Here is a 23750-nt window from a genome sequence, read left to right on the forward strand (position 1 = left end):
GCAGGCACAAAGAGTCCTCAGGACTCTTTGTGTCCGGCCTCAGTCCCCTCAAGGGGGCACTGCCGACGGCCCGGCAAAGCCGGTTCCGTGGCAGTCACCGGGTAAGTCGAAGGGGCATGAAGGTTCGGTGCAACGCCAACCTTGCGAAACTTCGGCCGAACCTCATCTGGAACGGCTATGTCTTCTGATTCCTCTTCCGCCGTCTACCACGGCACCACCATCGTCTCGGTGCGCCGCCAGACGCCCACCGGCTGGCAGGTCGCCATCGGTGGCGATGGCCAGGTCACGCTGGGCAACACCATCGTCAAGGCCAGCGCGCGCAAGGTGCGCAAGCTCTACCGCGAGCAGGTGCTGGCCGGCTTTGCGGGCGCGACGGCCGATGCCTTCACGCTGTTCGAGCGCTTCGAGGCCAAGCTGGAAAAGCATCAGGGCCACCTCGTGCGTGCCGCCGTCGAGCTGACGCGCGACTGGCGCACCGACCGCGTGCTGCGCCGCCTCGAGGCCATGCTGGCCGTGGCCGACAAGAGCGCGTCGCTGATCATCACCGGCAATGGCGATGTGCTCGAGCCCGAGCAGGGCATCGTCGCCATCGGCTCGGGCGGCCCCTTCGCCCAGGCCGCTGCCAAGGCGCTGCTCAACCACAGCGAACTCTCCGCCGCCGACATCGTCAAGCGTTCACTGGAGATCGCCGGCGAGATCTGCATCTACACCAACCAGAACCACACGATCGAGACCCTGGAATGAGCAGCATGACGCCCCAAGAGATCGTGTCGGAGCTGGACCGCCACATCGTCGGTCAGCAGGCGGCCAAGCGCGCCGTCGCCATCGCGATGCGCAACCGCTGGCGCCGCCAGCAGGTCGACGAGAAGCTGCGCGCCGAGATCACGCCCAAGAACATCCTGATGATCGGGCCGACCGGCGTCGGCAAGACCGAGATCGCGCGCCGCCTGGCGCGGCTGGCCGGCGCGCCCTTCATCAAGGTCGAGGCCACCAAGTTCACCGAGGTGGGCTATGTCGGCAAGGACGTCGACTCCATCGTGCGCGACCTCGTCGAGGTGGCCGTGAAGCAGGAGCGCGAGGCCGCGATGCGGCGCTGCCAGACGCGCGCCGAGGACGCCGCCGAGGAGCGCATCCTGGACGCGCTGCTGCCCGGCTCCGAGCCCGACAACGCGACGCGCCAGAACTTCCGCAAGAAGCTGCGCGAGGGCCAGCTCGACGACAAGGACATCGAGCTCGATCTCGCCGCGCCCCGGCCCAGCCTGGAGGTGCTGACGCCCTTCGGCAACCAGCCCGGCATGGAGGACATGGCCGAGCAGCTCAAGGGACTGTTCGGCCAGATCGGCGCCGGCCAGAAGAAGACCCGCAAGCTCAAGATCGCCGAGGCCTTGCGGCTGCTGGTGGACGAGGAGGCCGCCAAGCTCGTCAACGAGGAGGAGATGCGTGCCGCGGCGCTGACGAACGCGCAGGAGATGGGCATCGTCTTCATCGACGAGATCGACAAGGTCGCGTCGCGCCAGGAGGGCGGCGGCGCCGAGGTGTCGCGCCAGGGCGTGCAGCGCGACCTGCTGCCGCTGGTGGAGGGCACGACCGTGTCCACCAAGTACGGCCTCGTGAAGACCGACCACATCCTCTTCATCGCCAGCGGCGCCTTCCACCTCGCCAAGCCCAGCGACCTGATTCCCGAGCTGCAGGGCCGGCTACCGATCCGCGTCGAGCTGGACTCGCTGTCGGTGGCCGATTTCGAGGCCATCCTGACCAGCACGCATGCGAGCCTCGTCAAGCAGTATCAGGCCCTGCTGGCGACCGAGGGCGTCACGCTGGAGCTGCAGCCCGATGCCGTGCGGCGCGTGGCGCAGATCGCCTTCGAGGTCAATGAGCGCACCGAGAACATCGGCGCGCGGCGCCTCGCGACGGTGATGGAGAGGCTGCTGGACGAGATCAGCTTCGAGGCGCCCAACCGCGCCGGCCAGACCCTGTCGCTGGACGCCGCCGCTGTCGAGGCCAGGCTGGGTGCACTGGCGGCCAACGAAGACCTGTCGCGCTTCATCCTTTGAGCTGCCGCAAGCCCTGCCGGCGCCGGCGGCGCTAGCCTCGCTGGATGCCGGTTCAGCCTTCGTCGCGCGCCTGGGGCCTGGCCCGCCCCACGGGCATGAATACCGCTGCCAGCCGCGCCGAGGTGCGCTGGCGCTGGCCCGTGCTGGCCGCGCTGCTGGCGACCATCCCGGCCTTCTACATCGAGCTGCTGGAGCAACTGCCCACGCCGCTCGCCACCGGCCTGTACCTGACCGCGGCCGCCGCGCTGGCCGGGGCGCTGTGGCAGACGGCCCGGCACCTGGACCACCCGTCCCAGCACCTGCGCCGCAACGGCCTGGACATCGCGTTGATCGTCGGCTTCGTGCTGGCGGCGCTGCTTCCGGCCAGCGTCGGCTCGCCGCTCAGTCTCGGTCTGCGCCTGGCCGTGGCCCTGCTCAGCCTGGTGCGCATGGTCTGGTCGCTGCGGCCCTGGATCACGCGCGGCGGCCTGGCCTATCTGCTGATCCTGGCCCTGGCCGTGCTGTGCTTCTGCGGCGTCGGCTTCTGGGTGCTGGAGCCGAGCGTCAAGTCCCTCGGCGATGGCCTGTGGCTCGCGTTCACGACGGCCGCCACCGTCGGCTACGGCGACGTCGTGCCCACGACGCCGGCCGCCAAGATCTTTGCCGTGTTCGTCGTGCTGCTCGGCTATGCCGTGCTGTCCCTCGTCACGGCGGCCATCGCGGCGATGTGGGTCGAGACCGCTGAGCGCCGCATCGAGCACGAGATCCTGCGCGACCTGCACCGGCAGGTGCGAGCGCTGCGCGAGGAGATCGCCGCGATGCGCCGCGAACGCCGCTGAATTTGCCCCCCCCGGCCCAGCGCGTAAGCTGGTCCGGGGCTTCACTGCAACGGGGCCTGCGCGCTGCCGGTCCAGCGCAGCAGCTGCATCAGCGACGGCGCCTGGGTCTTGCCCAGCAGGTGGCGCACATGGCTGCGCAGCGTCGACAGCTGCAGGCACGGATGCCGCGCCGCATGCTCGACCGTCATGCTCAGCGCGGCGCCGCCTGCAGCGCCAGCAGGCCGTCGAAGATCAGGCCCTCGATGAGCTCGTGGGGCGCGTCCAGCGCCGGCGCCACCTTCCAGCCTGCGCCGCCCGTCATCAGCAGCAGCGGCGCGCGGCCCTCGCGCTGGGTCAGCAGGCGGTGCATGCGCTCGATGGCGCCGGTGATGGCGAAGGTGCCGCCGGTCGTCAGCGCGTCGCTGGTGTTGGTGGGGAACTCGCGCACCTCGCCGGTGGGCACGCGCAGGCCGGCCGTGCCGCCCTCAAGCGCGCGCAGCATGATGCCGTGGCCCGGCAGGATCAGGCCGCCGAGGAACTGCCCGTCGCTGGAGAGGGCGTCCACCGTCACCGCGGTGCCGATCATCACGGTCAGCACCGGGCCGTCGAAGCCGCGTTTCTTCGCATGGGCATGGGCGCCGATGACGGCCACCCAGCGGTCGGCGCCCAGGCGCGTGGGATGGTCGTAGCCGTTGCGCACGCCGGCGGCCTCGGCCGCGGGCACGACCCAGCGGGGGCTGAGGTCCCAGTGCTCCATCTGCTCCTCGACGCGGCGGCGCACCGCGTCGCCGGCCACGTTGCTGCCCAGGATGCGTGTCGGCGGGGCCAGTCCTTGCCAATCCTCGTCGGCCAGGCGGTCGATGTTTTCCAGGAAGACTGCGCCGTGCTGCAGCGGCGGGCTGCCGGGCTCGGCGTCGGTGGCATAGACGGCCCACTTCAGCCGGGTGTTGCCGATGTCGATGGCCAGAAAGCTCATGGTGGGCTGTGCCGTGAACGATGCCGCGAGCCTACCAGCAGGTTTTCGCTGTTCCGCCAGGGTTTCTGCTTCAATCGAACGCTGCCTGCGCCAGCGCAATACACAAACCAGGAGACTCCCATGCTGCGTCGTCTGCGTATCCAGGCCCGTCTGTGGCTCGCCTTCGGCCTCATCCTCGCGATGACGGCGCTGCTGGTGATCGTGGGCGGCTTCGGGCTGAACGTGGCGCAGCAGGCCATCCACGGCATCACGCAGAAGCTCATCCCGGCCTCCAATGTCACCGTTGCCGGGCGCGGCCATCTGCTGCAGAGCAAGACGGCCACGTCCACGCTGGTGGCCTCCATCTTCAACAAGGAAGGCACGGCCCGCGCCAGGAAGGAGTGGGACGCCGCCCAGGCGGGCCTGGACAAGGCCATGGACGACTTCGGCGCCATGACGGCCGAGGACAAGGGCCGCGAGTCGCTGGCCAAGTTCCGCAGCCTGATGGCCGACTACCGCAAGGCCGTCAGGCCCGTGGTGGACAAGCTCGTGGCCGACGGCTACCCCGACGCCCAGGCCGCCTTCGAGGACATGAAGGCCGCCGATGCCGCCTACGACCCGGCGCTGGCCATGCTCAATGGCATCGAGGGCGACCTGAAGAAGCGCGGCGACGAGGTCTTCACCAAGGTCGACGGCATGATCAGCAGCGTCTTCGTCGGCTTCATCGTCGCCTTCGTCGTCTGCATGATCGTCGGCGGCACGCTGGCCGTGCGAATCTCGCGCTCCATCATCGGGCCGCTGGTGGCGGCCAAGGGCTTTGCCGAGCGCATGGCCGACGGCGACCTGTCGCGCGCCCCCGACGTGCACGGCAGCGACGAGTCCGCCGAGATGATGCAGGCGCTGGCCGCCATGCAGAAGTCGCTGTCCGAGATCGTCGGCCAGGTGCGCGAGTCGGCCGAGAGCATCCAGGTCGCGTCGGCCGAGGTGGCCACCGGCAACATGGACCTGTCGCAGCGCACCGAGCAGACCGCCTCCAACCTGCAGCAGGCCGCCAGCTCGATGGCCGAGCTGACCGGCACCGTCGCGCAGAGCGCGGACTCGGCCATGACGGCCAAGCAACTGGCCGGCGCCGCCGCCGAGACGGCCGGCCGCGGCGGCGAGGTGGTGTCGCGCGTCGTCAGCACCATGGGCGAGATCAACGCGGCCAGCCGCAAGATCTCAGACATCATCGGCACCATCGACGGCATCGCTTTCCAGACCAACATCCTGGCGCTGAACGCCGCAGTGGAGGCGGCAAGGGCCGGCGAGCAGGGCCGCGGTTTCGCGGTGGTGGCCGGCGAGGTGCGCCTGCTGGCCCAGCGCAGCGCCGAGGCGGCGCGCGAGATCAAGGCGCTGATCGGCGCCAGCGTCGAGAGCGTGGAGGCCGGCACCAGCCTCGTCAACGACGCCGGCACGACGATGACCGACATCGTCGGCTCCGTGCAGCGCGTCTCCGACATCATCGGCGAGATCAGCGCGGCATCGTCCGAGCAGAGCACCGGGCTGCGCCATGTCAACGGCACCGTGACCCAGCTGGACCAGGTGACCCAGCAGAACGCCGCGCTGGTGGAGGAATCCGCCGCGGCGGCTCAGTCGCTGAAGGAGCAGGCGGTGCGGCTGGCGGGGTTGGTGAGCAGCTTCAAGCTGAGCTGACGCGGCGGCCGGCAGGCCTGAGCAGGCCTGCCGGAGTGGATCCGCCTTGTCGCGATCAGGCATGGTGCGTAGTGAGGCCCATTGGAGGGGCATGTCGCGCGGGTCGAGGCCTTAGCGGGCCGCCGTAATTGGCCGCTGACGGCGCCATGAGCAGTCTGTCGCGGCTGGCAGCTTTGGGGTAGGCTGCATAGGGACCGAGTCGGCGTCGACCTGCTATGGGTTTGGATGTCTCCAAGTTGCTGCCTAGACCAATGCCAAAAAAAACGGCCATCGGCGTTCTGCGATCTCTATCAATCGGTGGATGCTGACGAGAGTCGTAGCCGTTTTTTTAGCTGTCTGTCTCGCGCCAGCCGACGTCCTTTCGATGGATGGCGACTTCTCTGAGCCGGCATCTCTGGGACTCGTCCTTGCGATTGTTGCATTTGGCTTCCTTGGCGTGTGCTTTCTTGCAAGCACGTGGCCGTTCAATGCGCGAGTTGAGGAAGTCGAGCCGCACCCGTGGATGAGCAATCCATTCAGATCGTCGCTGCAGTTTCTTCACTTCTCCGCCGTAATCCTGTTCGCTACAGGCATCTCAGCGTTGCTCGTTGGACTCTTTAGAGTCCCAAAGAGTTGGGCCGGCGAATTACCACTGCTGTTTGGCGTTGGCTTATGGATCGGCGTCCGCTACTGCAGCCCAAAACACCCGTCTGGTGCCGTTGAATCAGAGGGCGGTGTTGACCGAGCTGCAGACTAGAGGTTGTGCGCAACCATCCTTTGCGGGCACTCTTGCACGGCTCAGCTATCGGGTCTCCGGCGGCGAATTCGGAAAAGCGTAGCTCGGTAGGCTGGCGTGAGCATCGCGAACCCCAGCGTCTGCTCAACGGATCCGTTGGGGTTCACTTCGTTCACCCCAACCTACGAACTGACCTGATCAGGCGCCTCAGCCCACCTGTTGCACATCCAGCGGCAAGCTGGCGAGTGCCGCCATGGCGGCCACTTCGCCGATCACCAGCAGGGCCGGGCTCTTCAGCCCTTCGCGCTTGATGCAGTCGGGCAGTCCGGCCAGCGTCGTCACCGCATGCCGCTGCCGGGCCGTGTGCGCGGCGCTGACGATGGCTGCGGGCAGGTCGGCGCGCAGGCCGGCGGCCAGCAGGGCCTGCGTGATGTCGGCCGCGCGGGCCACGCCCATGTAGATCACGAGGGTGAGGCCGGTGCGGGCCAGCGCGGCCCAGTCGGGTTCGGCGCGGCCTTCGCCGGGGTGGCCGGTCACGAGGATGACGCCGGGCGACGCGCGCCGGTCCGTCACCGGGATGCCCACGGCCGCCGGGCCGGCGATGCCGCTGGTCAGGCCCGACACGACCTCGACCTCGAGGCCGGCCTCGCGCAGCGCATCGACCTCCTCGCCGCCGCGGCCGAAGACGAAGGGGTCGCCGCCCTTCAATCGCACGACGCGGTGGCCGGCGCGGGCTTCCTTGATCATCAGCGCGTGGATGAAGTGCTGGTCGGTGCTGATGCAGCCGCCGCGCTTGCCGACGCGCAGCAGCCGGCCCTTGACGAGGGCCAGCACGCGCGGGTCGATCAGGTCGTCGGCCAGCACGACGTCGGCGGCCGCTATGCGCTTGAGCGCGCGGACGGTCAGCAGTTCCGGGTCGCCGGGGCCGGCGCCGACAAGAGAGACGACTTGTGTGCTCATGCGGTTGCCTCTTCAGGAGTGGTGGCGACCAGGCGGCGCAGCGCGGGCAGGCAGGAACCGCATTGCGTGCCGCAGCGCTTCTCGGCCTGCAGCTGGGCCAGGCGTTCGGCGGGGCTGCCGCTGCAGCGGGCCAGGCTCAGACGGATGACGTCCTCGCGCACGTCGAAGCAGTTGCAGACCTGGGGGCTGGCGGGCGCCATGCTCGTGGGCGGCGCGCCGGGCGACAGCAGCCAGCGGCCGACGCTGGCGGCCGCCGTGCGCTCGCGCCACAGGTCGACGAGCCAGGCGCCCTCGTCGTGCTGGCCGACGCGCAGCAGGGCCTGCAGCGGCGCGGTCTGCAGGTCGTCGTCGTCGAGATTGAGCAGGCGCAGGCGCCCGCGCTGGGCGTCGGCATACCGCAGCACTGCCGTGCCATCCAGGCCGAGCGCGGTGGCGAGTTCGTCGATCAGCTCGGGCGCGGGCGCCTCGACGCAGGCTGCCTCGAAGCACCAGCCGACCCGGGCGCCCCGCGACGGCTCGGGCAGGCAGTGCGCGTAGTCGAAGCGCGGCATCAGCGCGCGCAACTGCTCGCGCAGGGCAGCGCCGTCCTCGGGCGCCACCCAGGCGCAGGCGCTCAGGCGCCAGGGCAGGGCAGCGGGCTCGATGGCGACGGCGCTGAACTTCAGCTCGGGCTGCCTGGAGTCGGGGCAGAAGGCGCCGTGGGTGACGGCGTTGACGCCGTCCTGGGCGCCGATGAACTCCTCGCCCCAGTGCATCGCGATGTCGGCGCCGGCCGGCGGCACATTGGCGTCCAGCCTGAGTGGCAGCACCAGCTCGCCGCGGCGCGAGCGCACGGTGACGAGCTCGCCCTCGGCCAGCTTGCGCCGTGCGGCGTCGGCCGGGTGCAGGCGCACGGCCGGCCGGCCCTCGTGCGCGAACAGGCCCGGCACGCTGCCGCTGCGGCTCATGCCATGCCACTGGTCGCGCATGCGGCCCGTCGTCAGCTCGAAGGGCAGCCTGGGGCCGGGGGCCTCGGCCGGCGGCAGATAGGCCTTGGCGACGAAGCGCGCGCGGCCGTCGGCTGTGGCGAAGCGGCCATCGGTGTAGAGGCGCGGCGTGCCGGCCGTCACATAGGGCCATTGCTGCGGGCCATCGGCGTCCAGCGTGGCCCAGGAGAGGCCGCTGATGTCGAGGTCGCGGCCGCGGGTGGCGGCGCGGTGCTCCAGCCACAGGTCTTCTGCGCTCGTCGCGTTGAGGCGTGGCGCGCGGCCCAGGCCGGCGTCGATGAGCGCGGCGATGTCGTGCGCGATGCGCCAGTCGGCACGCGCCTCGCCGGGCGGCGGCACGGCCGGGCGCACGCGGCTGATGCGGCGCTCGCTGTTCGTCACCGTGCCCTCCTTCTCGCCCCAGGTCGCGGCGGGCAGCAGGTAGTCGGCATAGCGGGCCGTGGCCGTGTGGGCGAAGGCCTCCTGAAGGATGACGAGCTCGCAGCGCTCCAGCGCACGGCGCACGACGGCCTGGTCCGGCATGGACTGGGCCGGGTTGGTGCAGGCAATCCACAGCGCCCGGATCTCGCCGCGCGCGGCGGCCTCGAACATCTCGACGGCGGTGTGGCCGGGCTGGCCCGGTAGGTCGGGCACGTTCCACAGCGTGGCCATGTCGGCCCAGTCCTCGGCCTTGCCCGGATCGCGGTGGCCGGGCAGCAGTGTCGCCATGCCGCCGCTCTCGCGGCCGCCCATCGCGTTGGGCTGGCCGGTCAGCGAGAACGGCCCGGCGCCGGGCTTGGCGATCTGGCCGGTGGCCAGGTGCAGGTTGATCAGGGCCGTGTTCTTGGCCGTGCCGGCGCTGCTCTGGTTGAGCCCTTGGCAGTAGAGGCTGAGGCTGGCGGGCGAGGTGGCGAACCATTCGGCGGCCTGCCAGATGTCGGCCTCGTTCAGGCCGCAGACCTGGGCGGTGCGCGCGGGCGTCCAGTCGCGCACCAGGGCCTTCAGCGTGTCGAAGCCTGCGGTGTGCGCGGCGATGAAATCGTCCGCCGTCCAGCCCTGCCAGATGACGGCGTGCAGCAGGCCGTGGCACAGGGCCACGTCTGTGCCGGGGCGCAGTTGCAGGTGCAGGTCGGCCAGTTCGGCCGTCTCGGTGCGGCGCGGGTCGATGACGATGAGCTTGTGGCCGGGCTTGTTCGCGCGCGCCGCCTCGAGGCGGCGGAACAGGATGGGATGGGCCCAGGCCGGGTTGGCGCCGCTGATCAGCACGCAGTCGGCCAGCTCGATGTCCTCGTAGCTGCAGGGCGGCGCGTCGGCGCCAAGGGTCTGCTTGTAGCCGACGACGGCCGAGCTCATGCACAGCCGCGAGTTGGAGTCGATGTGGGGCGTGCCGATGACGGCGCGGGCCAGCTTGTTGAAGGCGTGATAGTCCTCGGTCAGCAGCTGGCCGGAGATGTAGATGCCGATGGAATCGGGGCCGTGGGCGGCGCGGATGGCCAGCAGCCGCTCGGCGATCTCGCGGTTGGCCTGCTCCCAGCCCAGGGCCGCGGGCCGGGCGCCGCGGGTCGCGCGTTTCATCGGCTGGTGCAGGCGCTGGTGCCGGATGACGACGGGCGTGGCCGTCAGGTGCAGGTTGCTGCCCTTGGTGCACAGGCGCCCGAAGTTGGCCGGGTGACCCGGGTCGCCGCGCACGCCGGTGATCTGCGCTCCGTCATGCTCGATGACGACACCGCAGCCGACGCCGCAGTAGGGGCAGGTGGATTTCGTCTCAGCCATCACGCCGCCGCAATCGGAATCTTCGGCCCGGCCACGGGCGCCGCCAAGTCCAGCGCCAGCGTGTCCAGCTCGCTTTGCAGCAGATAGACCGCATCGCCGTCCAGCTTCACCTGGAAGGCCTGGGTGCAGCCCACGTCGGGCTCCCTGGCACAGCCGTCGTCCAGGGCGATGGTCCAGTTGTGCAGCGGGCAGGCCACGCTCCTGCCGAAGACTAGCCCCATGCTCAGCGGGCCGCCCTTGTGCGGGCAGCGGTCCAGCAGCGCGAAGACCTCGTCGGCGGCGTTGCGAAACAGGGCCACGTCCATGCCGGCCGGACGCTGCACGCGGCGCGAGCCCAGCACGGGGATGTCCTGCAGGCTGCAGATGCGGGTCCAGTCGTTCATCGTCGTCATCCCTCATCAACCCACTTTGCGGGCGAACTGCCCGGTCACGGTCTCCATCACGGCGAGCAGGTTCTCGCTGGCGACGAAGACATCGTTGGCGGCCTGCGGGCCCTGGCTCTCGCCGGCCAGCGCGGCCTGCAGGAAGACCCATTGGTTGCGCGCCAGATCGAGGTTGGCGCGGATGGCCGGCGCGGCCTCGGCCGCGGCGGACAGCGTCTCCAGCGCGACCTCGAACTCGGTGCGGGCGCGGCTCGTCTCGGTGGCGACCAGCTCGGGCCGCGCACCCTGCTGGCCGGCCAGGAAGTACAGGGCCAGGCGCTGCGACAGCATGCGCTGGCGGCCCGACAGGTTGACGAGGCGGGCCGAGGTCTCGCGCGAGCGTTCCTGCAGCTGGCCGGTGGCCATCTGCGCGATGCTGAGCATCTCGCCCGAGCATTGCAGCAGCTCGTCGACGCGCTCGCGCGATGGGGCGCGCTGCAGCAGCGCGCGGTAGTCGTCGAAGCGGTGCAGCATGGCCTTGTAGCTGCCGACGATCTCGGCCGTGGGCGCATAGGCGAGCAGCTCGCGGAGCTGGTGCTCGAAGCGGGACTCGCTGGCCTGCAGCACGGTGCGGGCGCGCTCGGCCAGCTCGGGGCGCAGCTGGCCCAGCCAGGCCTTGCCCATGCGCTGGCTCAGCATGCGCTGGGCGCCGGCCATGTCGATGGCCTCGCCGAGCTGGCTGATGCGGTCGCCCTGGGCGAGGGCCGGCAGGCTGGCGCAGGCGAGGCTGCCGAGCAGGGTTTGGCGGCGGTTCAGCATCAGACGGCCACCTTTTCGAACTGGCGCAGGTCGACATGCGCGTCGTTGAAGTCGAACCAGGGGTCGGGCTCGCCGTCCAGGCTGAACTGCAGCTGGGCCCACAGCGCCTTGCGGTTGTCGGCGTCGTCGAGGATCTTCTTCTTCACATGGTCAAGGCCGACGCGGGCGACGTAGTGCACGGTGCGCTCCAGGTACCAGCCCTCCAGCCGGTAGAGCTGCAGGAAGGCGCCGCTGTACTCCAGCACTTCTTCCGGCGTCTTCAGCTTGCAGAAGAACTCGGCGACCTCGGTCTTGATGCCGCCGTTGCCGGCGACATAGATCTCCCAGCCCGAGTCCACGCCGATGACGCCGACGTCCTTGATGCCGGCCTCCGCGCAATTGCGCGGGCAGCCCGACACGGCGATCTTGACCTTGTGCGGCGCGTACATGCGCCACAGCGCGCGCTCCAGGTCCTTGCCCATCTGCGTGCTGTCCTGGGTGCCGAAGCGGCACCATTCCGAACCCACGCAGGTCTTCACCGTGCGCAGCGCCTTGGCATAGGCGTGGCCCGAGGGCATGCCGATGTCCTTCCAGACGTTGACGAGGTCTTCCTTCTTCACGCCCAGCAGGTCGATGCGCTGGCCGCCGGTGACCTTCACGGTCGGGATCTGGTACTTGTCCACCGCGTCGGCGATGCGGCGCAGCTCGTCGGCCGAGGTCTCGCCGCCCCACATGCGCGGGATCACCGAGTAGCGGCCGTCCTTCTGGATGTTGGCGTGGCTGCGCTCGTTGATGAAGCGGCTCTGCGGGTCGTCCACGGCCTCCTTGGGCCAGGTGCTGATCAGGTAGTAGTTGATGGCCGGGCGGCAGCTGGCGCAGCCGTCGGGCGTGCGCCAGTCCAGCGCGCGGAAGACCTCGGAGGCGGTTAGCAGATGGCCGGCCTTGATGGCGTCTCGCGTGTCCTGGTGGCTGGCCTCGGTGCAGGCGCAGATGGCCTTCTTCTTCGGCGTGGCGGAGTAGTCGCCGCCGGCCGTGAACATGATGAGCTGCTCGACCAGGCCGGTGCACGAACCGCACGAGGCCGAGGCCTTGGTGTGCTTGCGCACTTCGTCCAGCGTGAACAGGCCCTTGTCGCGGATGGCCTTGCAGATGGTGCCTTTGGAAACGCCGTTGCAGCCGCAGACCTCGTCGGTGTCCGCCATCGCGGCGGCGCGGCTGACGCCCTGGTGGCCGACGTCGCCGATGTTGGCGCCGGCCTCGCCGAACATCAGCTTGTCGCGGATGTCGGCGATCTTGCGGCCCTCGCGCAGCAGCTTGAAATACCAGCCGCCGTCCACCGTGTCGCCGTAGAGGCAGGCGCCGACGAGCTGGTCGTTCTGGATGACGAGCTTCTTGTAGACGCCGGCAAAGGGGTCGCTCATGACGATCTCCTCCGTGCCCGCGCCGCCGGTGAAGTTGCCGGCGCTGAACAGGTCGATGCCCGTCACCTTGAGCTTGGTGCTGACTGACGAGCCGAGATAGCGGCCGATGCCGAACTGGGCCAGATGCGTCGCGCAGACCTTGCCCTGCTCGAACAGCGGCGCCACCAGGCCGTAGGCGATGCCGCGGTGGGCCGCGCATTCGCCGACCGAGTAGACGCGCGGGTCGGTGACGGTCTGCATCGTGTCGGTGACGACGATGCCGCGGTTGCACAGCAGGCCGGCCTTCTCGGCCAGGGCCGTGTTGGGGCGGATGCCGGCGGCCATCACGACGAGGTCGGCCGGCACCTCGATGAGCTGCCCGTCCTTGTCCTTCAGCTGTGCGGCGCGGACCCGGCCGGCCTCGTTGCCCAGCAGTCCCTGAGTCTGCGCGCCCAGCCTGAAGTCCAGGCCGCGGTCGATCAGGGACTTGCGCAGCAGGTCGCCGGCGACACTGTCGAGCTGGCGTTCCATCAGCGTGTCGGTCAGGTGCACGACCGTCACCTGCATGCCGCGCAGCATCAGGCCGTTGGCGGCCTCCAGGCCGAGCAGGCCGCCGCCGATGACGACGGCATGCTTGTATTTGGCGGCCGCGTCGATCATCGCGTTGGTGTCGGCGATGTCGCGATAGGCGATGACGCCCTCCAGCTCCTTGCCCGGTACCGGCAGGATGAAGGGGTTGGAGCCGGTCGCAATCAGCAGGCGGTCGTACTCCGCCACCGTGCCGTCGGCCGCCACGACGCGGCGGCGCACGCGGTCGATCTCGGTGACCGTCTTGCCCAGATGCAGCGTGATGCCGTTCTCCTCGTACCAGGAGAGCGGGTTCAGGATGATCTCGTCGATCGTCTGCTCGCCGGCCAGCACCGGGCTGAGCAGGATGCGGTTGTAGTTGGGATGCGGCTCGGCGCCGAAGACGGTGATCTCGTAGAGGTCTGGTGCGATCTTCAGCAGTTCCTCCAGCGTTCGCACGCCGGCCATGCCGTTGCCCACCATCACGAGCTTTAACCTGGGTTCGGCAGTCGAGCACACCCGCTGGGCTGGCGCTTCGGGCCGCGTGCCGCGTTGCTCCTCCTTGTGGGCAAGAGCCCACTGCGTGGTCGCGCCTTGCCCGCGACCCGCCTCGCCCGCCCCTCGGGCGCGCTCCACTGTCGAATCCAGGTTCTTCTTCATGCCGACTCCAAACAGCAGCTGGTCTGCCCTTTGCTTTGCAAGGCATGTGCCAGCGATGAGGCTGGCCTCCAACCCTGCCGCAGCGTGAAAAACGCCTAGCGGCGCCCCACGCCGAAGCGGATCCAGGCCCGGTGTGGGTGCACTCATCCCAAAAATCGCACCAAGAGCGGGCGACCGCTTGTTGGTGATCCACTCACGCGCATGCGCTTCGAACTCGACACCGGCCTCTCCAGCCTGCAGGGCAAGCGCCCGCGCAATGAAGACTTCGCCGGCGTGCAGGCGCCGCAGCCGCACGAGGCCGAGCGTGGCTGGGTGGCGGCGCTGGCCGATGGCGTCAGCGGCGGCGGTGAAGGTCTGATGGCCGCTCAGACCTCGGTGATGAGCCTGCTGCGCGACTTCCATGCCGTGCCGACCGACTGGGACAGCAGCGTGGCTCTGGACCGCCTGCTCGGCCATCAGAACGCCTGGCTGGCCGCGCACAACCGCCGCCCCGGCCCCGATGGCGAGCCGCGCGAGGCGCTGACCACCTTGACCGCCGTGGCGCTGCGCGGGCGCCGCTATGCCATCGCCCATGTCGGCGACAGCCGCGCCTGGCTGCTGCGCGACGGCGAGTGCCTGCTGCTGACCCAGGACCACCGCATGGAGAGGCGCGACTTCGCCGGCCTCACGCGCGCCCTGGGCCTGGACGATGCGCTGCGCCTGGACCACAGCCAGGGCGAGCTGCGCGTCGGCGACCGCCTGCTGCTGACCAGCGACGGCGTGCACGGCGCGCTGCGCAGCCGCCAGATCGCCGACCTGCTGCGCGCCACGCCCGGCGCCCAGGCGGCGGCCGATGCGCTGACCGCCGCGGCCCTGGCCGCCGGCAGCCTCGACAACGCTACCGCCCTGGTGCTGGACGTGAAGGACCTGGCCGACCCCGGCCTGAACGACCTCGCGGCCCTGGGCCGCACCCTGCCCAGCCCCGGCCCGCTGGGCGTGGGCGCGATGCTGGACGGCTACCAGATCACCGCCCTCGTCGCCGACAACGGCGTGCACCGCCTGCTGCAGGCACGCGAGCCGGCCACGGGGCGGCTGGTGGCCTTGAAGATGCTGCGCCCCGGCCGCGCCGACGACCCCGAGGAGCGCGCCATGCTGGCGCACGAGATCTGGCTCGGCCTGCACCTGGCCGAGGCGCCGCGCAGCCGCCGCGGTGCCGCAGGCAGCAGCAGCGGTTTCGTGCGCGTGCATGCGCCGGCCGACGGGGCGACGCATTTCTATGCCGTCTTCGACTGGCATGGCGGCCAGACGCTGGAGCAGCTGCTGGCCAAGGGGCCGCTGGACGCCGCTCAGGCGCTGGCCCTGGGCCAGGCGGTGGCGCGATCCTTGAGCCTGCTGCATGCGGCGGGCGTCGTGCACCGTGACCTGAAACCGGCCAACCTGCATCTGGGCGACGACGGCCAGTGGCGCGTGCTGGATCTCGGCGTCGCGCTGAGCCGGCGCTCCTCGGCCGCCGCGCGCGAGCTGCATGCCGGCACGCCCAGCTACATCAACCCCGAGCAGTGGCAGGACCCGCCGGCCGCGCCCGACGCCGGCTCCGACCTGTTCGCGCTCGGCGTCACGCTCTACCGGGCGCTGACCGGTCGCCTGCCCTATGGCGAGATCGAGCCCTGGCAGCTGGCCCGCTACCGCCGCGAGCCGCAGAGCGTCAGCCGCCTGCAGCCCAGCGTGCCCATGCCGCTGGACCGCGTCGTCATGCGCGCCGTCGCCCGTGATGCCAGGGCGCGCTTCGAGACGGCCGAGGAGCTGCTGCTGGCGCTGGAGCGCTGCGCGGCGCGCGATCAGGCCGAGCCGGTGCGGGCTTCGCGCAATGGCGGCGACCCGGTGCTGAGCTGGCAGATCGCCTTCGGGCTGTCCCTTCTGCTGAACCTGCTTCTGGTCGCCTGGTTGCTGTTCCTGCCGCGCTGATCAAGCGCGCTGGTAGTGCACCGGTTCGTCGGCCTGGGCGGCGGCGCGGCGGGCGCGCCCGCCCTTCTCGGCCCAGGTGCGGGTCCAGCGGATCTGCATCACGCGCATGACGCCCAGCATCAGCACGGCCAGCACGGCGAAGACGACGAAGCCCCAGGCATAGGTGCCGGCATGCTGCTTGGACAGGCCCATCAGATTGGGCACCAGGCCACCGCCCAGGGCACCGACCTCGCCGATCATCGAGCCGGCCACGGCCGTGGCCGCTGGCCAGCGCAGCGGCACGAGCTGGAACAGCGCGCCGTTGCCCGCGCCCAGGGCCGCGAAGCAGACGATGAGCAGCAGCGTCGTCAGCGCCAGCGAGCCGTTGGCCATGCCGACGGCCGCCAGGCTGGCGGCGACGATGACCAGCACGCCGGTCAGCATGTTGACGCCGCCCCAGCGGTCCGACAGCCAGCCGCCCACGACGCGTACCGCCGCGCCCATGAAGGCCGCCAGCATCGTCAGCTGGCCGGCCTGCACCTTGGAGACGCCGAACTGGTCGTAGTAGTAGGTGGGCAGAAAGGTGGTCAGGCCGATGAAGCCGCCGAAGGTCACGCCGTAGATCAGGCTGAAGGCCCAGCCGTCCTTCTCGAACAGGCAGGCCGCGTGCTCGCGCAGCGAGGCGTGGGCGTCGACGTCGGGCGGCTCCTTGGCGAAGACGACCATGACGATCATCGGCACGAGGATGGCGCCGGCCGCGAAGCCGTAGACGGTCTGCCAGCCGAAGGCCTGGGCCAGCGGCGGCGCCACCAGCACCGACACCGCCGTGCCGACATTGCCCGCGCCGACCAGGCCCATCGCCAGCCCCTTGTACTGCGGCGGGAACCAGCCCGAACCCAGGCTCAGCGCCACGCCGAAGCTCGCCCCCGCGATGCCCAGCAGCACGCCCATGGCGAGCAGGTCGTCGTAGCTCTTCACCATGAAGAAGCCGTAGAGCATGGCCACGGCGATCAGGCTCATCTCCACCAGCGTCGCGTTCTTGCGGCCGATGTACTGCGACAGCACGCCGAGCGGAAAACGCATCAGCGCGCCGGCCATGATGGGAATGGACAGCATCAAGCCCTTCTGGGCCGGCGTCAGGTGATAGGTCTCGCTGATGAAGGGGGCCAGCGCGCCGTTGAGCACCCAGATGCAGCAGGAGAACGCGAAATACAGGAAGGCGGCGAACAGCGTGGGGCTGTGGCCGGCGCGTTTGAAGTTTTGCAGTGCAGACATCTGGAGCTCGCTTGAGGCTAGCTGCCGCGCGCCCACGCCCGCCCGCCGGTCACGTGCCAGGGCTGGCTCGGACTTCGCAGCGGGAAGGCGGCCCGCACCATTGCGGGCGCCATGCTCCGATACTTGCAAGGCCCATGCCCGAGCGGGTCGGCCCGCCCTGGCCTGCTTCTTGCGCCGTTTTGGGGCGTGACCATGCCCGATACCGCCTCCACCCCCTTGCCGACCCTGCTTTGCTGCCCCGAAACGCCGCGTCAGGCGGCGTCTCTGCAGGCGCTGGGTTGGCCCTTGCGCACCGTTTCCGAGCTTGCGCCGCCTGAGGACGGACCGGCCCTGGGCCTGCTGTGCTGCCCGGACCGCACCGCCTTGGCGCAGCAGCTGCACTCCGAGCGGGCCTTCGGCCTCCCGGTGGTGCTGCTGGCGCCGCCGCCTGAAGCTGCCGAACGCCGCGCGCTGCTGGCCCGCGGGGTGCTGGCCTGGCTGCCGGCCGACGCCGAGCCGGCCCTGCTGGCCGAGACCCTGCAGTGGGCCCACGACCTGGCCGCGCAGCTGCAGGCGCGCGACAGCGCCGCCCAGGCCAGGCTCGACGAGCGCAAATGGACGGAGCGTGCCAAGGGCCTGTTGATGCAGGCCCGTGGCATCGACGAGGCTGCCGCCTTCGCGCTGCTGCGCAACACGGCCATGCAGACCCAGTCCAAGCTGCCCGAAGTCGCGCGGGGCGTCGTGCGCACGTCGGAGCTGGCCGAGGCGCTGGAGCGCGCCGGAGCCCAGCGCATGCTGAGCCAGCGCCTCGTCAAGCTGCAGGCCCTGCGCCAGTGGCCGCGGCTGGCGCCGCCCGAGCGGCGCGAGGCGCAGGCCCTGCTGGACGCGTCGGCCGAGCGCGTGGCGGCCAACCTGGCCCGCCTGGCCGAGCTGCTGCGCCAGGAACTGGCCGAGGAGCTGGCCGCCGTGGCCACCGCCTGGGCCCAGCTCGATGCGGCGCTGGGTGCCCGCCAGGTCGACCTCGCGCGCAGCGACCGCGCGGCCCAGCGTCTGCTGGAGAGCAGCGAGACGCTGGTGGCGCGGCTGTCCGAGCGCGCCGGGCAGCGGCCGGTGGGCCTGCTGGCCCAGGTCACGCGGCTGCGGCTGCTGAGCCAGCGGCTGGCCAAGGAGGGCTTGCTGGCCCAATTGCTGCCGGGCCACGACGTGAGCGGCCTCGCCGGCGGGCTGGACGAGTTCATCAAGGCCTACGACGAGGTCCGCGCCGCTCCGCTGGCCGGCCCGACGCTGCAGCCGGCATTCGCTGCCGTCGATGAAGCCTGGCTGTTGCTGCTGCGCGGCCTGAGGGTCGAGCAGGGCGACGCAGTGCAGCGCATGCACCAGGGCAGCGAGCGGCTGCTGCAGGCGCTGGAGACGCTGATCCAGGCGCTGCAGGGGTCCTTGCAGTTGATCCTGGGCTGATGGGGCGTGCGTCGGCTTGCTTTTGCCGAGGGTTCATCGCCGGGCCAAAAGCATCGCTGCGACAGTTCCAGTTGTCGGGGCCTGATTTAAGCTGCGCTCCGTCTCGAGCATCACCCTCCCTTTCTTCAGCGCATCCCGCATGAGCGACAGCAGCAAACCCGTCACGATGGAGCAGATCGCCGTGCTGGCCGGCGTCTCCACGATCACGGTCTCGCGCGCGCTGCGCGACAGCCCCTCGGTCACGCCGGCCACGCGCGAACGCATCAAGACGCTGGCCGAGGCGGCGGGCTACCGCTTCAACCACCATGCCCGCAACCTGCGCCTGCGCCGCAGCCACATGGTTGCCGTCATGCTGGAGATGCAGCCCGACGCCGACCGCCCGATGACCGACGCCTACCCGCTGCAGCTGCTGGGCGGCATCACGCAGGAGCTGACCTCGCGCGGCTACAGCGTGCTGCTGTCGGCGCTGCAGAGCCCGGGGCAGAGCGTGGCCAGTTCGGCCGATGGCGTCATCCTGCTCGGCCAGGGCGCCAACGGCTCGGCCGTCAAGTCGGTGGCGGCCATGGGCCTGCCGCTGGTGGTCTGGGGCGCCGAGCACGGGCGTAGCGACTCCGTCATCGTTGGCGGCGACAACGCCCATGGCGGCGCCTGCGCGGCCGAGCGCTTCATCGACATGCAGCGCAGCGAACTGCTCTTCCTGGGCGACGTGCGGCACGCTGAGATCCGCGACCGCCAGCAGGGCTTCGTGAAGGCGCTGAAGAAGGCCGGCATTCCCGGGGTGAGGGCCCACACGCTGACGCCGGCGGCCTTCACCTTCGGTGCCGGCTTCACCGCGGTGCAGGCCCATCTGGCCAAGGGCGGCAAGGCGCCGGACGGGCTGTTCGCCGCCAGCGACCTGCTGGCCATGGGCGCCGTGCGCGCCTTCACCGACGCCGGCCTGACCGTGCCCGAGGCCGTCTCCGTCATCGGCTACGACGACTCCCCGGCCGCGCAGAGCTTCGCGCCACCGCTGACCAGCGTGCGCCAGGACTGGCACCACGGCGGCGTGCTGCTGGCGCGCAAGGTGCTGGACCTGATCGCCGGCCAGGGCGCGGCCAGCGAGATCATGCCGACCGAACTGGTCATCCGCGCGACCTGAAGCCCCTCGTCCAAGGAGTACCTTGGCCGGTCCCCCGGGGGGACGGCGATGCTTGCCGGCTCGACCGGCAAGCACATCGCCAGAGCGGGCCGGCTTGGGAGCGGCCCGGCGCTCGGCCCGAAATGCACTGTGCCAGCGAGATGAACGCGACAATCACGCCCATGAGCACGCCCCAAGACCTTTCCGACGCCGAGTTCGCCGAACTCGACGAACTCCTGGCCGCCACGCCCGAGCCGCTGCAGCCGCTGGACGCCTCCATGCTCGACGGCTACCTGTGCGGCGTCATCGTGCAGCCGCGCCTGATCGAGGCGGACGAGTGGCTGCCCAATATCTTCGACTACGACGGCGGCCTGCTGCCCGAGAGCGTCGACGCCGCCTGGCTGGACCGCCTGACCCAGCTCGTCGAGCGCCGCCACGCTGCGCTGAACCGCAGCCTGGTCGAGGACGGCTGGTTCGATCCCGTCATCCTCGAAATCGACGAGACCCAGGAGCCCCAGCCCCTGCCGGAGGACGCGACGGAGGAGGAGCGCAGCTCGCGTGCCAGCTACGACGCGCTGGGCCCGATCTCGCGCGCGCTGATGCCCTGGGTTGCCGGCTTCCAGCATGCGGCCCTGTGCTTCCCCGAGCTGGCCGAGCTGCCCAACGACGACGTGGCCGCCGCGATGGCGCGCCTGTACCGCCACCTGCCGGCCGAGACGCCGGAGGAGAAGGAGGTCGTCGCGACGCTGAACCGCGAGCATCCGCTGAAGGACCTGGACGATGCGATCGAGGAACTCGTCGTCACGGTGGCCGACCTGGCCGACCTGACCGAGGCCGAGCGCTACCGCGTCGAGACCATCCGCCGCGACATGCCCAAGGTCGGCCGCAACGACCCCTGCCCGTGTGGCTCGGGGCGCAAGTACAAGCAGTGCCACGGTAGCAATTAGCCCCCCTACGCGCTTCGCGCGCCCCCTCAAGGGGGCACTCCCGGCCGCCCGGCAAAGCCGGATCGGCGGGAGTCGCTGGATGAAGTCCGGCGCTGCGCGCGGACTGTCGGCCCCGAATCGCGCCGTGAAGATACAACTCCTGTCTGATCTGCATCTCGAAACCGAGAGCTACCAGCCCCTGCCCGCGCCGGGCGCCGAGCTGCTGGTGCTGGCCGGCGACATCGACACGACGTGGCGCAGCTTCGAGCTGTTCCGCGGCTGGCCGGTGCCGGTGCTCTTCGTGCCGGGCAACCATGAGTTCGACCGCCGCGACGTGGACGAGGCTCGCGAGGCGCTGCGGGCCCATGTCCATGGCACGGGGCTGCGCATGCTCGACGACGAATCCATCGTCGTGGCCGACGCCGAGGGGCGGCGCGTGCGCTTCGTCGGCAGCACGCGCTGGTGCGACTTCGACGCCTTCGGCCGCGCCGGCCGCGAGCGCGCGATGCGGGCCGGCGGCTACTTCCAGAAGGTCATGCAGGCCGAGCGCCACGGCGAGCCCTTCGGCGTGGACGCGGTGCGCGCGCTGGCGCTGGAGAGCCGCGCCTGGCTGGCGGACGAGCTGGCCCGCACGGGTGACTGGGACGCGACGGTCGTCATCACGCATTTCGCCCCCAGCCTGAAGAGCGCCGACCCGCGCTATGGCCGCCAGCCCGGCACGGCCAGCTTCTGCAACGACGACGAGGAGTTGATGCCCGGCGCCCAGCTGTGGCTGCACGGCCATCTGCACTGCCGGCACGACTACAGGCTGGGCGGCACCCGCATCGCCAGCAATGCGCGCGGCCACATGAAGCGCGGCGAGGCCGACGGCTTCGATGGCCAGCGCGTCATTGAGGTGTTTGAACCGGCTTGATGCGCAGCGCCCAGACCACGCCGGCGATCAGCAGCGCGACGCCGGCCAGCGTGGCGGGCGGCGGCAGACGCTGCTGCAAGGCGAAGGCATAGGCCAGCGCGGCCAGCGTCTCGAAGACGATGAGCTGGCCCGACAGCGAGGTCGGCAGCCGCTGGCTGGCCTCGTTCCAGCACAGCGTGCCCAGCCAGGACGAGCACAGGCCGATGACGGCCATCAGCCCGATGTAGGCCAACGGCGTCGCGCCGAACGGGAAGGCATAGGCCGCCGGGATCAGTGCGCCTGGCGCCATCAGCTGGGCGAGGCCCAGCAGCAGCACGCCCGCCGCGGCCACCGGCAGCGTGACCAGGCCCTGAGCCGTGGCCCAGGCGCGGGGCGAGCGGTCGGCATGCGCGCGCAGCCAGTCGGCATTGCGGATCGGATACCAGGTCCAGCAGGCCACGGCCGCGATGGCCAGCAGTGCGCCCTCGGCATAGCGGCGCGGGTCGCCGGCCGCGGTCTGCAGCGCGTGCAGCTCGTCGCGGTTGACCAGTGCGAGGCCGGCGGCGATCAGCGCGAGCGACGGCGCCAGCTTCGGCCACGGCAACTGGCCGTCGCGCTCGCGGTTGCGGTGGTTGGCGCACAGCGCGATGACGACGGGCAGCGTGCCGATGATCATCGTCGGCAGCGGCGCGCCGGCGCGCTGGATGGCGGCCGACAGGCAGAGGTAGTACAGGAAGTTGCCGATCAGGCTGAGCCGGGCCGCCTCCCGCCAGTCCTCGGGCTGCAGCTCGCGCAGCGCGCGCCGGTCCAGCAGCAGGGCCAGCGGCAGAGCGATCAGGCCGAAGGCGAGGTAGCGGCCCAGCGTCAGCAGCAGGGGGGCATAGTCGGGCAGCATGACGGGGGCGACGAAGACCATGCCCCACATCAACCCGGCCACGAGGGCGAACAGCAGGCCGAGCAGCATGGCGCGGGCGCGGCCTCTCAGCGGGCGCCGAACCAGGCGGCCACGGCCGCGCGCTGCGCGGCCGTGTAGTGCAGGCCGAGCTTGCTGCGCCGCCACAGCACGTCCTCGGCGTCGCGCGCCCATTCGGCCTCCACCAGATGGCGCAGTTCGGACTCGAACAGCCCCGGCGCGACCTCGGCGCCGGGCGTAGCGGCCAGCAGCTCGCCCGCGTGGCTGCCGTAGGCGCGCGCGATGCGCTGCACGGTTGCGGGCTCGCGCTCAGGGTGCCGGGCTTGCAGCGCGGCGGCGAAGGCGTCGATGTCCACGCCATGCGGGCCGAGGTCGCCGCCGGGCAGGTGGGCGCCCGCGGTCCAGGGCCGGCGCGCGTCGCCCAGCAGTGCGCCGAGCTGGGTCGCGCCGTCCTCGGCGAGCTTGCGGTAGGTGGTCAGCTTGCCGCCCCAGACATTGAGCAGCGGCGCGCCGCCAGCGGCGTCGGCCTCCAGAAGATAGTCGCGCGTGACGGCCGAGGCCGAGCCACCCTCGTCGAGCAGCGGGCGCACGCCGGCATAGCTCCACAGCACATCGGCCGGCTTGACCGGCTGGGCGAGGTAGCGGCTGGCCTGCTCGCAGAGATAGTCCACCTCGGCCTGCTCGATCTCGGCGCGCGATGGCGGGTCCTCGTGCTCGGGCAGCTCGATGTCGGTGGTGCCGATCAGCGTGAAGCGGCCCTGGTAGGGGATGGCGAAGATGATGCGGCCGTCGGGGTTCTGGAAGATGTAGGCGTGGTCATGCGTGAAGCGCTGGGCCACGACGATGTGGCTGCCCTTCACGAGGCGCAGGCCGCGCGTCGGCAGCGGCTGGCCGTTGCTGCCTTGCGTGTGGTCGCGCAGGAAGCGCTCGGCCCAGGGGCCGGCCGCGTTGACGAGGGCGCGGGCGCTCACGCGGCGGCCGTTGGCGAGCGTGACCTCCCAGGCGTCGGCGCCGCGCACGGCCCGGGTGACGGCGCAACGCGTCAGCACCTCGGCGCCACGGGCCTGGGCGTCCTGCGCGTTCAGCACGACGAGGCGGGCGTCGTCCACCCAGCCGTCGGAGTAGACGAAGCCGCGCCTGAACTCGGGCCGCAGCGGCGCGCCAAAGATGCTGCCCGTAAGGCGCAGGCCCTGCGAGCCCGGCAGCAGCTCGCGGCGGGCCAGGTGGTCGTAGAGGAACAGGCCGATGCGGATCATCCAGGCCGGGCGCAGATGCGGCGCATGCGGCAGCACGAAGCGCAGCGGCCGGATCAGCTGCGGCGCGCTACGCAGCAGCACCTCGCGCTCCTGCAGGGCCTTTCGCACCAGCGAGAACTCATAGGTTTCCAGATAGCGCAGGCCGCCGTGGACCAGCTTGGTGGAGGCGGAGGAGGTGTGCGAGGCCAGGTCGTCGCGCTCCGCCAGCAGCACCCGCCAGCCCCGCCCGGCCAGATCGCGGGCCAGGCCCGTGCCATTGATGCCGCCCCCCACCACCACAACGTCAAAATGATCCATACAACCACTCTAAGTG

19 protein-coding genes are annotated in these 23750 nt (G+C 70.8%); 9 read left to right on the top strand and 10 right to left on the bottom strand.

Annotated elements, in window-relative coordinates; genetic code table 11:
• Positions 1-177: 177 nt before the first annotated feature.
• The 3 genes from hslV to EV671_RS26980 all read left to right on the top strand — a co-directional run bounded on the left by hslV (position 178) and on the right by EV671_RS26980 (position 2872).
• Complete coding sequence (hslV, locus tag EV671_RS07040) at positions 178-744, top strand: ATP-dependent protease subunit HslV (protein WP_132570591.1); 567 nt, start codon at positions 178-180, stop codon at positions 742-744.
• On the top strand, positions 741-2054 hold the full coding sequence (gene hslU, locus EV671_RS07045; RefSeq protein ID WP_132570592.1) for an ATP-dependent protease ATPase subunit HslU: 1314 nt from the start codon (positions 741-743) through the stop codon (positions 2052-2054). The genes hslV and hslU overlap by 4 nt, the downstream gene beginning before the upstream one ends.
• 95 nt (positions 2055-2149) lie before the next feature.
• Entirely contained in the window at positions 2150-2872 is a 723-nt protein-coding gene (locus EV671_RS26980; RefSeq protein ID WP_207911103.1) for a potassium channel family protein, read from the top strand.
• Between the two features lie 41 nt (positions 2873-2913).
• Here EV671_RS26980 and EV671_RS26685 read toward each other — a convergent pair whose 3' ends face one another.
• Positions 2914-3060 carry a hypothetical protein gene (locus EV671_RS26685; protein WP_165917491.1) on the bottom strand — a complete coding sequence of 49 codons (147 nt, stop codon included), beginning with the start codon at positions 3058-3060 and terminating at the stop codon, positions 2914-2916.
• Positions 3061-3062: 2 nt separating this feature from the next.
• The gene (locus EV671_RS07055; protein ID WP_132570593.1) at positions 3063-3827 is read right to left on the bottom strand and encodes a type III pantothenate kinase; all 765 of its coding nucleotides are present in this window, start codon (positions 3825-3827) and stop codon (positions 3063-3065) included.
• Between the two features lie 120 nt (positions 3828-3947).
• Here EV671_RS07055 and EV671_RS27710 point away from each other — a divergent pair, with 120 nt between their 5' ends.
• Positions 3948-5498 carry a methyl-accepting chemotaxis protein gene (locus EV671_RS27710; protein ID WP_132570594.1) on the top strand — a complete coding sequence of 517 codons (1551 nt, stop codon included), beginning with the start codon at positions 3948-3950 and terminating at the stop codon, positions 5496-5498.
• Between the two features lie 922 nt (positions 5499-6420).
• Here the strand turns inward: EV671_RS27710 and cobA are convergent.
• Genes cobA through nirB form a run of 5 tightly spaced genes read right to left on the bottom strand, consistent with a single transcriptional unit; the run spans position 6421 to position 13521 of the window.
• Positions 6421-7173, bottom strand: a complete 753-nt coding sequence (gene cobA / locus EV671_RS07065; RefSeq protein ID WP_132570595.1) for a uroporphyrinogen-III C-methyltransferase — start codon at positions 7171-7173, stop codon at positions 6421-6423.
• Positions 7170-9911, bottom strand: a complete 2742-nt coding sequence (locus tag EV671_RS07070; protein WP_132570596.1) for a nitrate reductase — start codon at positions 9909-9911, stop codon at positions 7170-7172. The genes cobA and EV671_RS07070 overlap by 4 nt, the downstream gene beginning before the upstream one ends.
• Positions 9911-10294 carry a nitrite reductase small subunit NirD gene (nirD, locus tag EV671_RS07075; protein ID WP_132570597.1) on the bottom strand — a complete coding sequence of 128 codons (384 nt, stop codon included), beginning with the start codon at positions 10292-10294 and terminating at the stop codon, positions 9911-9913. Before nirD ends, EV671_RS07070 begins: the two co-directional genes overlap by 1 nt.
• 15 nt (positions 10295-10309) lie before the next feature.
• The gene (locus EV671_RS07080) at positions 10310-11092 is read right to left on the bottom strand and encodes a type IV pili methyl-accepting chemotaxis transducer N-terminal domain-containing protein (protein ID WP_132570598.1); all 783 of its coding nucleotides are present in this window, start codon (positions 11090-11092) and stop codon (positions 10310-10312) included.
• Entirely contained in the window at positions 11092-13521 is a 2430-nt protein-coding gene (gene nirB, locus EV671_RS07085; protein ID WP_132570717.1) for a nitrite reductase large subunit NirB, read from the bottom strand. Before nirB ends, EV671_RS07080 begins: the two co-directional genes overlap by 1 nt.
• A 378-nt stretch (positions 13522-13899) precedes the next feature.
• Between nirB and EV671_RS07090 the strand changes: the two genes are divergently transcribed.
• Positions 13900-15642, top strand: a complete 1743-nt coding sequence (locus tag EV671_RS07090; protein ID WP_132570599.1) for a bifunctional protein-serine/threonine kinase/phosphatase — start codon at positions 13900-13902, stop codon at positions 15640-15642.
• Here the strand turns inward: EV671_RS07090 and EV671_RS07095 are convergent, their stop codons facing one another.
• Complete coding sequence (locus tag EV671_RS07095) at positions 15643-16896, bottom strand: MFS transporter (protein WP_132570600.1); 1254 nt, start codon at positions 16894-16896, stop codon at positions 15643-15645.
• Positions 16897-17181: 285 nt separating this feature from the next.
• On the opposite strand from EV671_RS07095, the gene EV671_RS07100 reads away from it, so the two are divergent.
• From EV671_RS07100 to EV671_RS07115, 4 genes are all read left to right on the top strand, one after another.
• Positions 17182-18333 (top strand): ANTAR domain-containing response regulator, encoded by a 1152-nt coding sequence (locus EV671_RS07100; protein ID WP_165917492.1) that lies wholly within the window; start codon positions 17182-17184, stop codon positions 18331-18333.
• 139 nt (positions 18334-18472) lie between these two features.
• Positions 18473-19471: a substrate-binding domain-containing protein gene (locus EV671_RS07105; protein WP_243655619.1), complete on the top strand. Its 999-nt coding sequence runs from the start codon at positions 18473-18475 to the stop codon at positions 19469-19471.
• Positions 19472-19632: 161 nt separating this feature from the next.
• On the top strand, positions 19633-20397 hold the full coding sequence (locus EV671_RS07110; RefSeq protein WP_132570602.1) for a YecA/YgfB family protein: 765 nt from the start codon (positions 19633-19635) through the stop codon (positions 20395-20397).
• A 124-nt stretch (positions 20398-20521) separates the two neighbouring features.
• On the top strand, positions 20522-21289 hold the full coding sequence (locus tag EV671_RS07115; RefSeq protein ID WP_132570603.1) for a metallophosphoesterase: 768 nt from the start codon (positions 20522-20524) through the stop codon (positions 21287-21289).
• Here the strand turns inward: EV671_RS07115 and EV671_RS07120 are convergent.
• Positions 21264-22232 (bottom strand): DMT family transporter, encoded by a 969-nt coding sequence (locus tag EV671_RS07120; protein WP_132570604.1) that lies wholly within the window; start codon positions 22230-22232, stop codon positions 21264-21266. The genes EV671_RS07115 and EV671_RS07120 overlap by 26 nt on opposite strands.
• A 17-nt stretch (positions 22233-22249) precedes the next feature.
• The gene (glpD, locus tag EV671_RS07125) at positions 22250-23734 is read right to left on the bottom strand and encodes a glycerol-3-phosphate dehydrogenase (protein WP_132570605.1); all 1485 of its coding nucleotides are present in this window, start codon (positions 23732-23734) and stop codon (positions 22250-22252) included.
• Between the last annotated feature and the right edge of the window lie 16 nt (positions 23735-23750).

It is taken from the genome of Roseateles saccharophilus, assembly GCF_004342485.1.
Lineage (GTDB): Bacteria > Pseudomonadota > Gammaproteobacteria > Burkholderiales > Burkholderiaceae_C > Pelomonas > Pelomonas saccharophila.

Coding starts and splice junctions, on each gene's coding strand:
- hslV (WP_132570591.1), top strand. CDS start 178: ATGTCTTCTGATTCCTCTTCCGCCGTCTACCACGGCACCACCATCGTC.
- hslU (WP_132570592.1), top strand. CDS start 741: ATGAGCAGCATGACGCCCCAAGAGATCGTGTCGGAGCTGGACCGCCAC.
- EV671_RS26980 (WP_207911103.1), top strand. CDS start 2,150: ATGAATACCGCTGCCAGCCGCGCCGAGGTGCGCTGGCGCTGGCCCGTG.
- EV671_RS26685 (WP_165917491.1), bottom strand. CDS start 3,060: ATGACGGTCGAGCATGCGGCGCGGCATCCGTGCCTGCAGCTGTCGACG.
- EV671_RS07055 (WP_132570593.1), bottom strand. CDS start 3,827: ATGAGCTTTCTGGCCATCGACATCGGCAACACCCGGCTGAAGTGGGCC.
- EV671_RS27710 (WP_132570594.1), top strand. CDS start 3,948: ATGCTGCGTCGTCTGCGTATCCAGGCCCGTCTGTGGCTCGCCTTCGGC.
- cobA (WP_132570595.1), bottom strand. CDS start 7,173: ATGAGCACACAAGTCGTCTCTCTTGTCGGCGCCGGCCCCGGCGACCCG.
- EV671_RS07070 (WP_132570596.1), bottom strand. CDS start 9,911: ATGGCTGAGACGAAATCCACCTGCCCCTACTGCGGCGTCGGCTGCGGT.
- nirD (WP_132570597.1), bottom strand. CDS start 10,294: ATGAACGACTGGACCCGCATCTGCAGCCTGCAGGACATCCCCGTGCTG.
- EV671_RS07080 (WP_132570598.1), bottom strand. CDS start 11,092: ATGCTGAACCGCCGCCAAACCCTGCTCGGCAGCCTCGCCTGCGCCAGC.
- nirB (WP_132570717.1), bottom strand. CDS start 13,521: ATGGTGGGCAACGGCATGGCCGGCGTGCGAACGCTGGAGGAACTGCTG.
- EV671_RS07090 (WP_132570599.1), top strand. CDS start 13,900: ATGCGCTTCGAACTCGACACCGGCCTCTCCAGCCTGCAGGGCAAGCGC.
- EV671_RS07095 (WP_132570600.1), bottom strand. CDS start 16,896: ATGTCTGCACTGCAAAACTTCAAACGCGCCGGCCACAGCCCCACGCTG.
- EV671_RS07105 (WP_243655619.1), top strand. CDS start 18,473: ATGAGCGACAGCAGCAAACCCGTCACGATGGAGCAGATCGCCGTGCTG.
- EV671_RS07110 (WP_132570602.1), top strand. CDS start 19,633: ATGAGCACGCCCCAAGACCTTTCCGACGCCGAGTTCGCCGAACTCGAC.
- EV671_RS07120 (WP_132570604.1), bottom strand. CDS start 22,232: ATGCTGCTCGGCCTGCTGTTCGCCCTCGTGGCCGGGTTGATGTGGGGC.
- glpD (WP_132570605.1), bottom strand. CDS start 23,734: ATGGATCATTTTGACGTTGTGGTGGTGGGGGGCGGCATCAATGGCACG.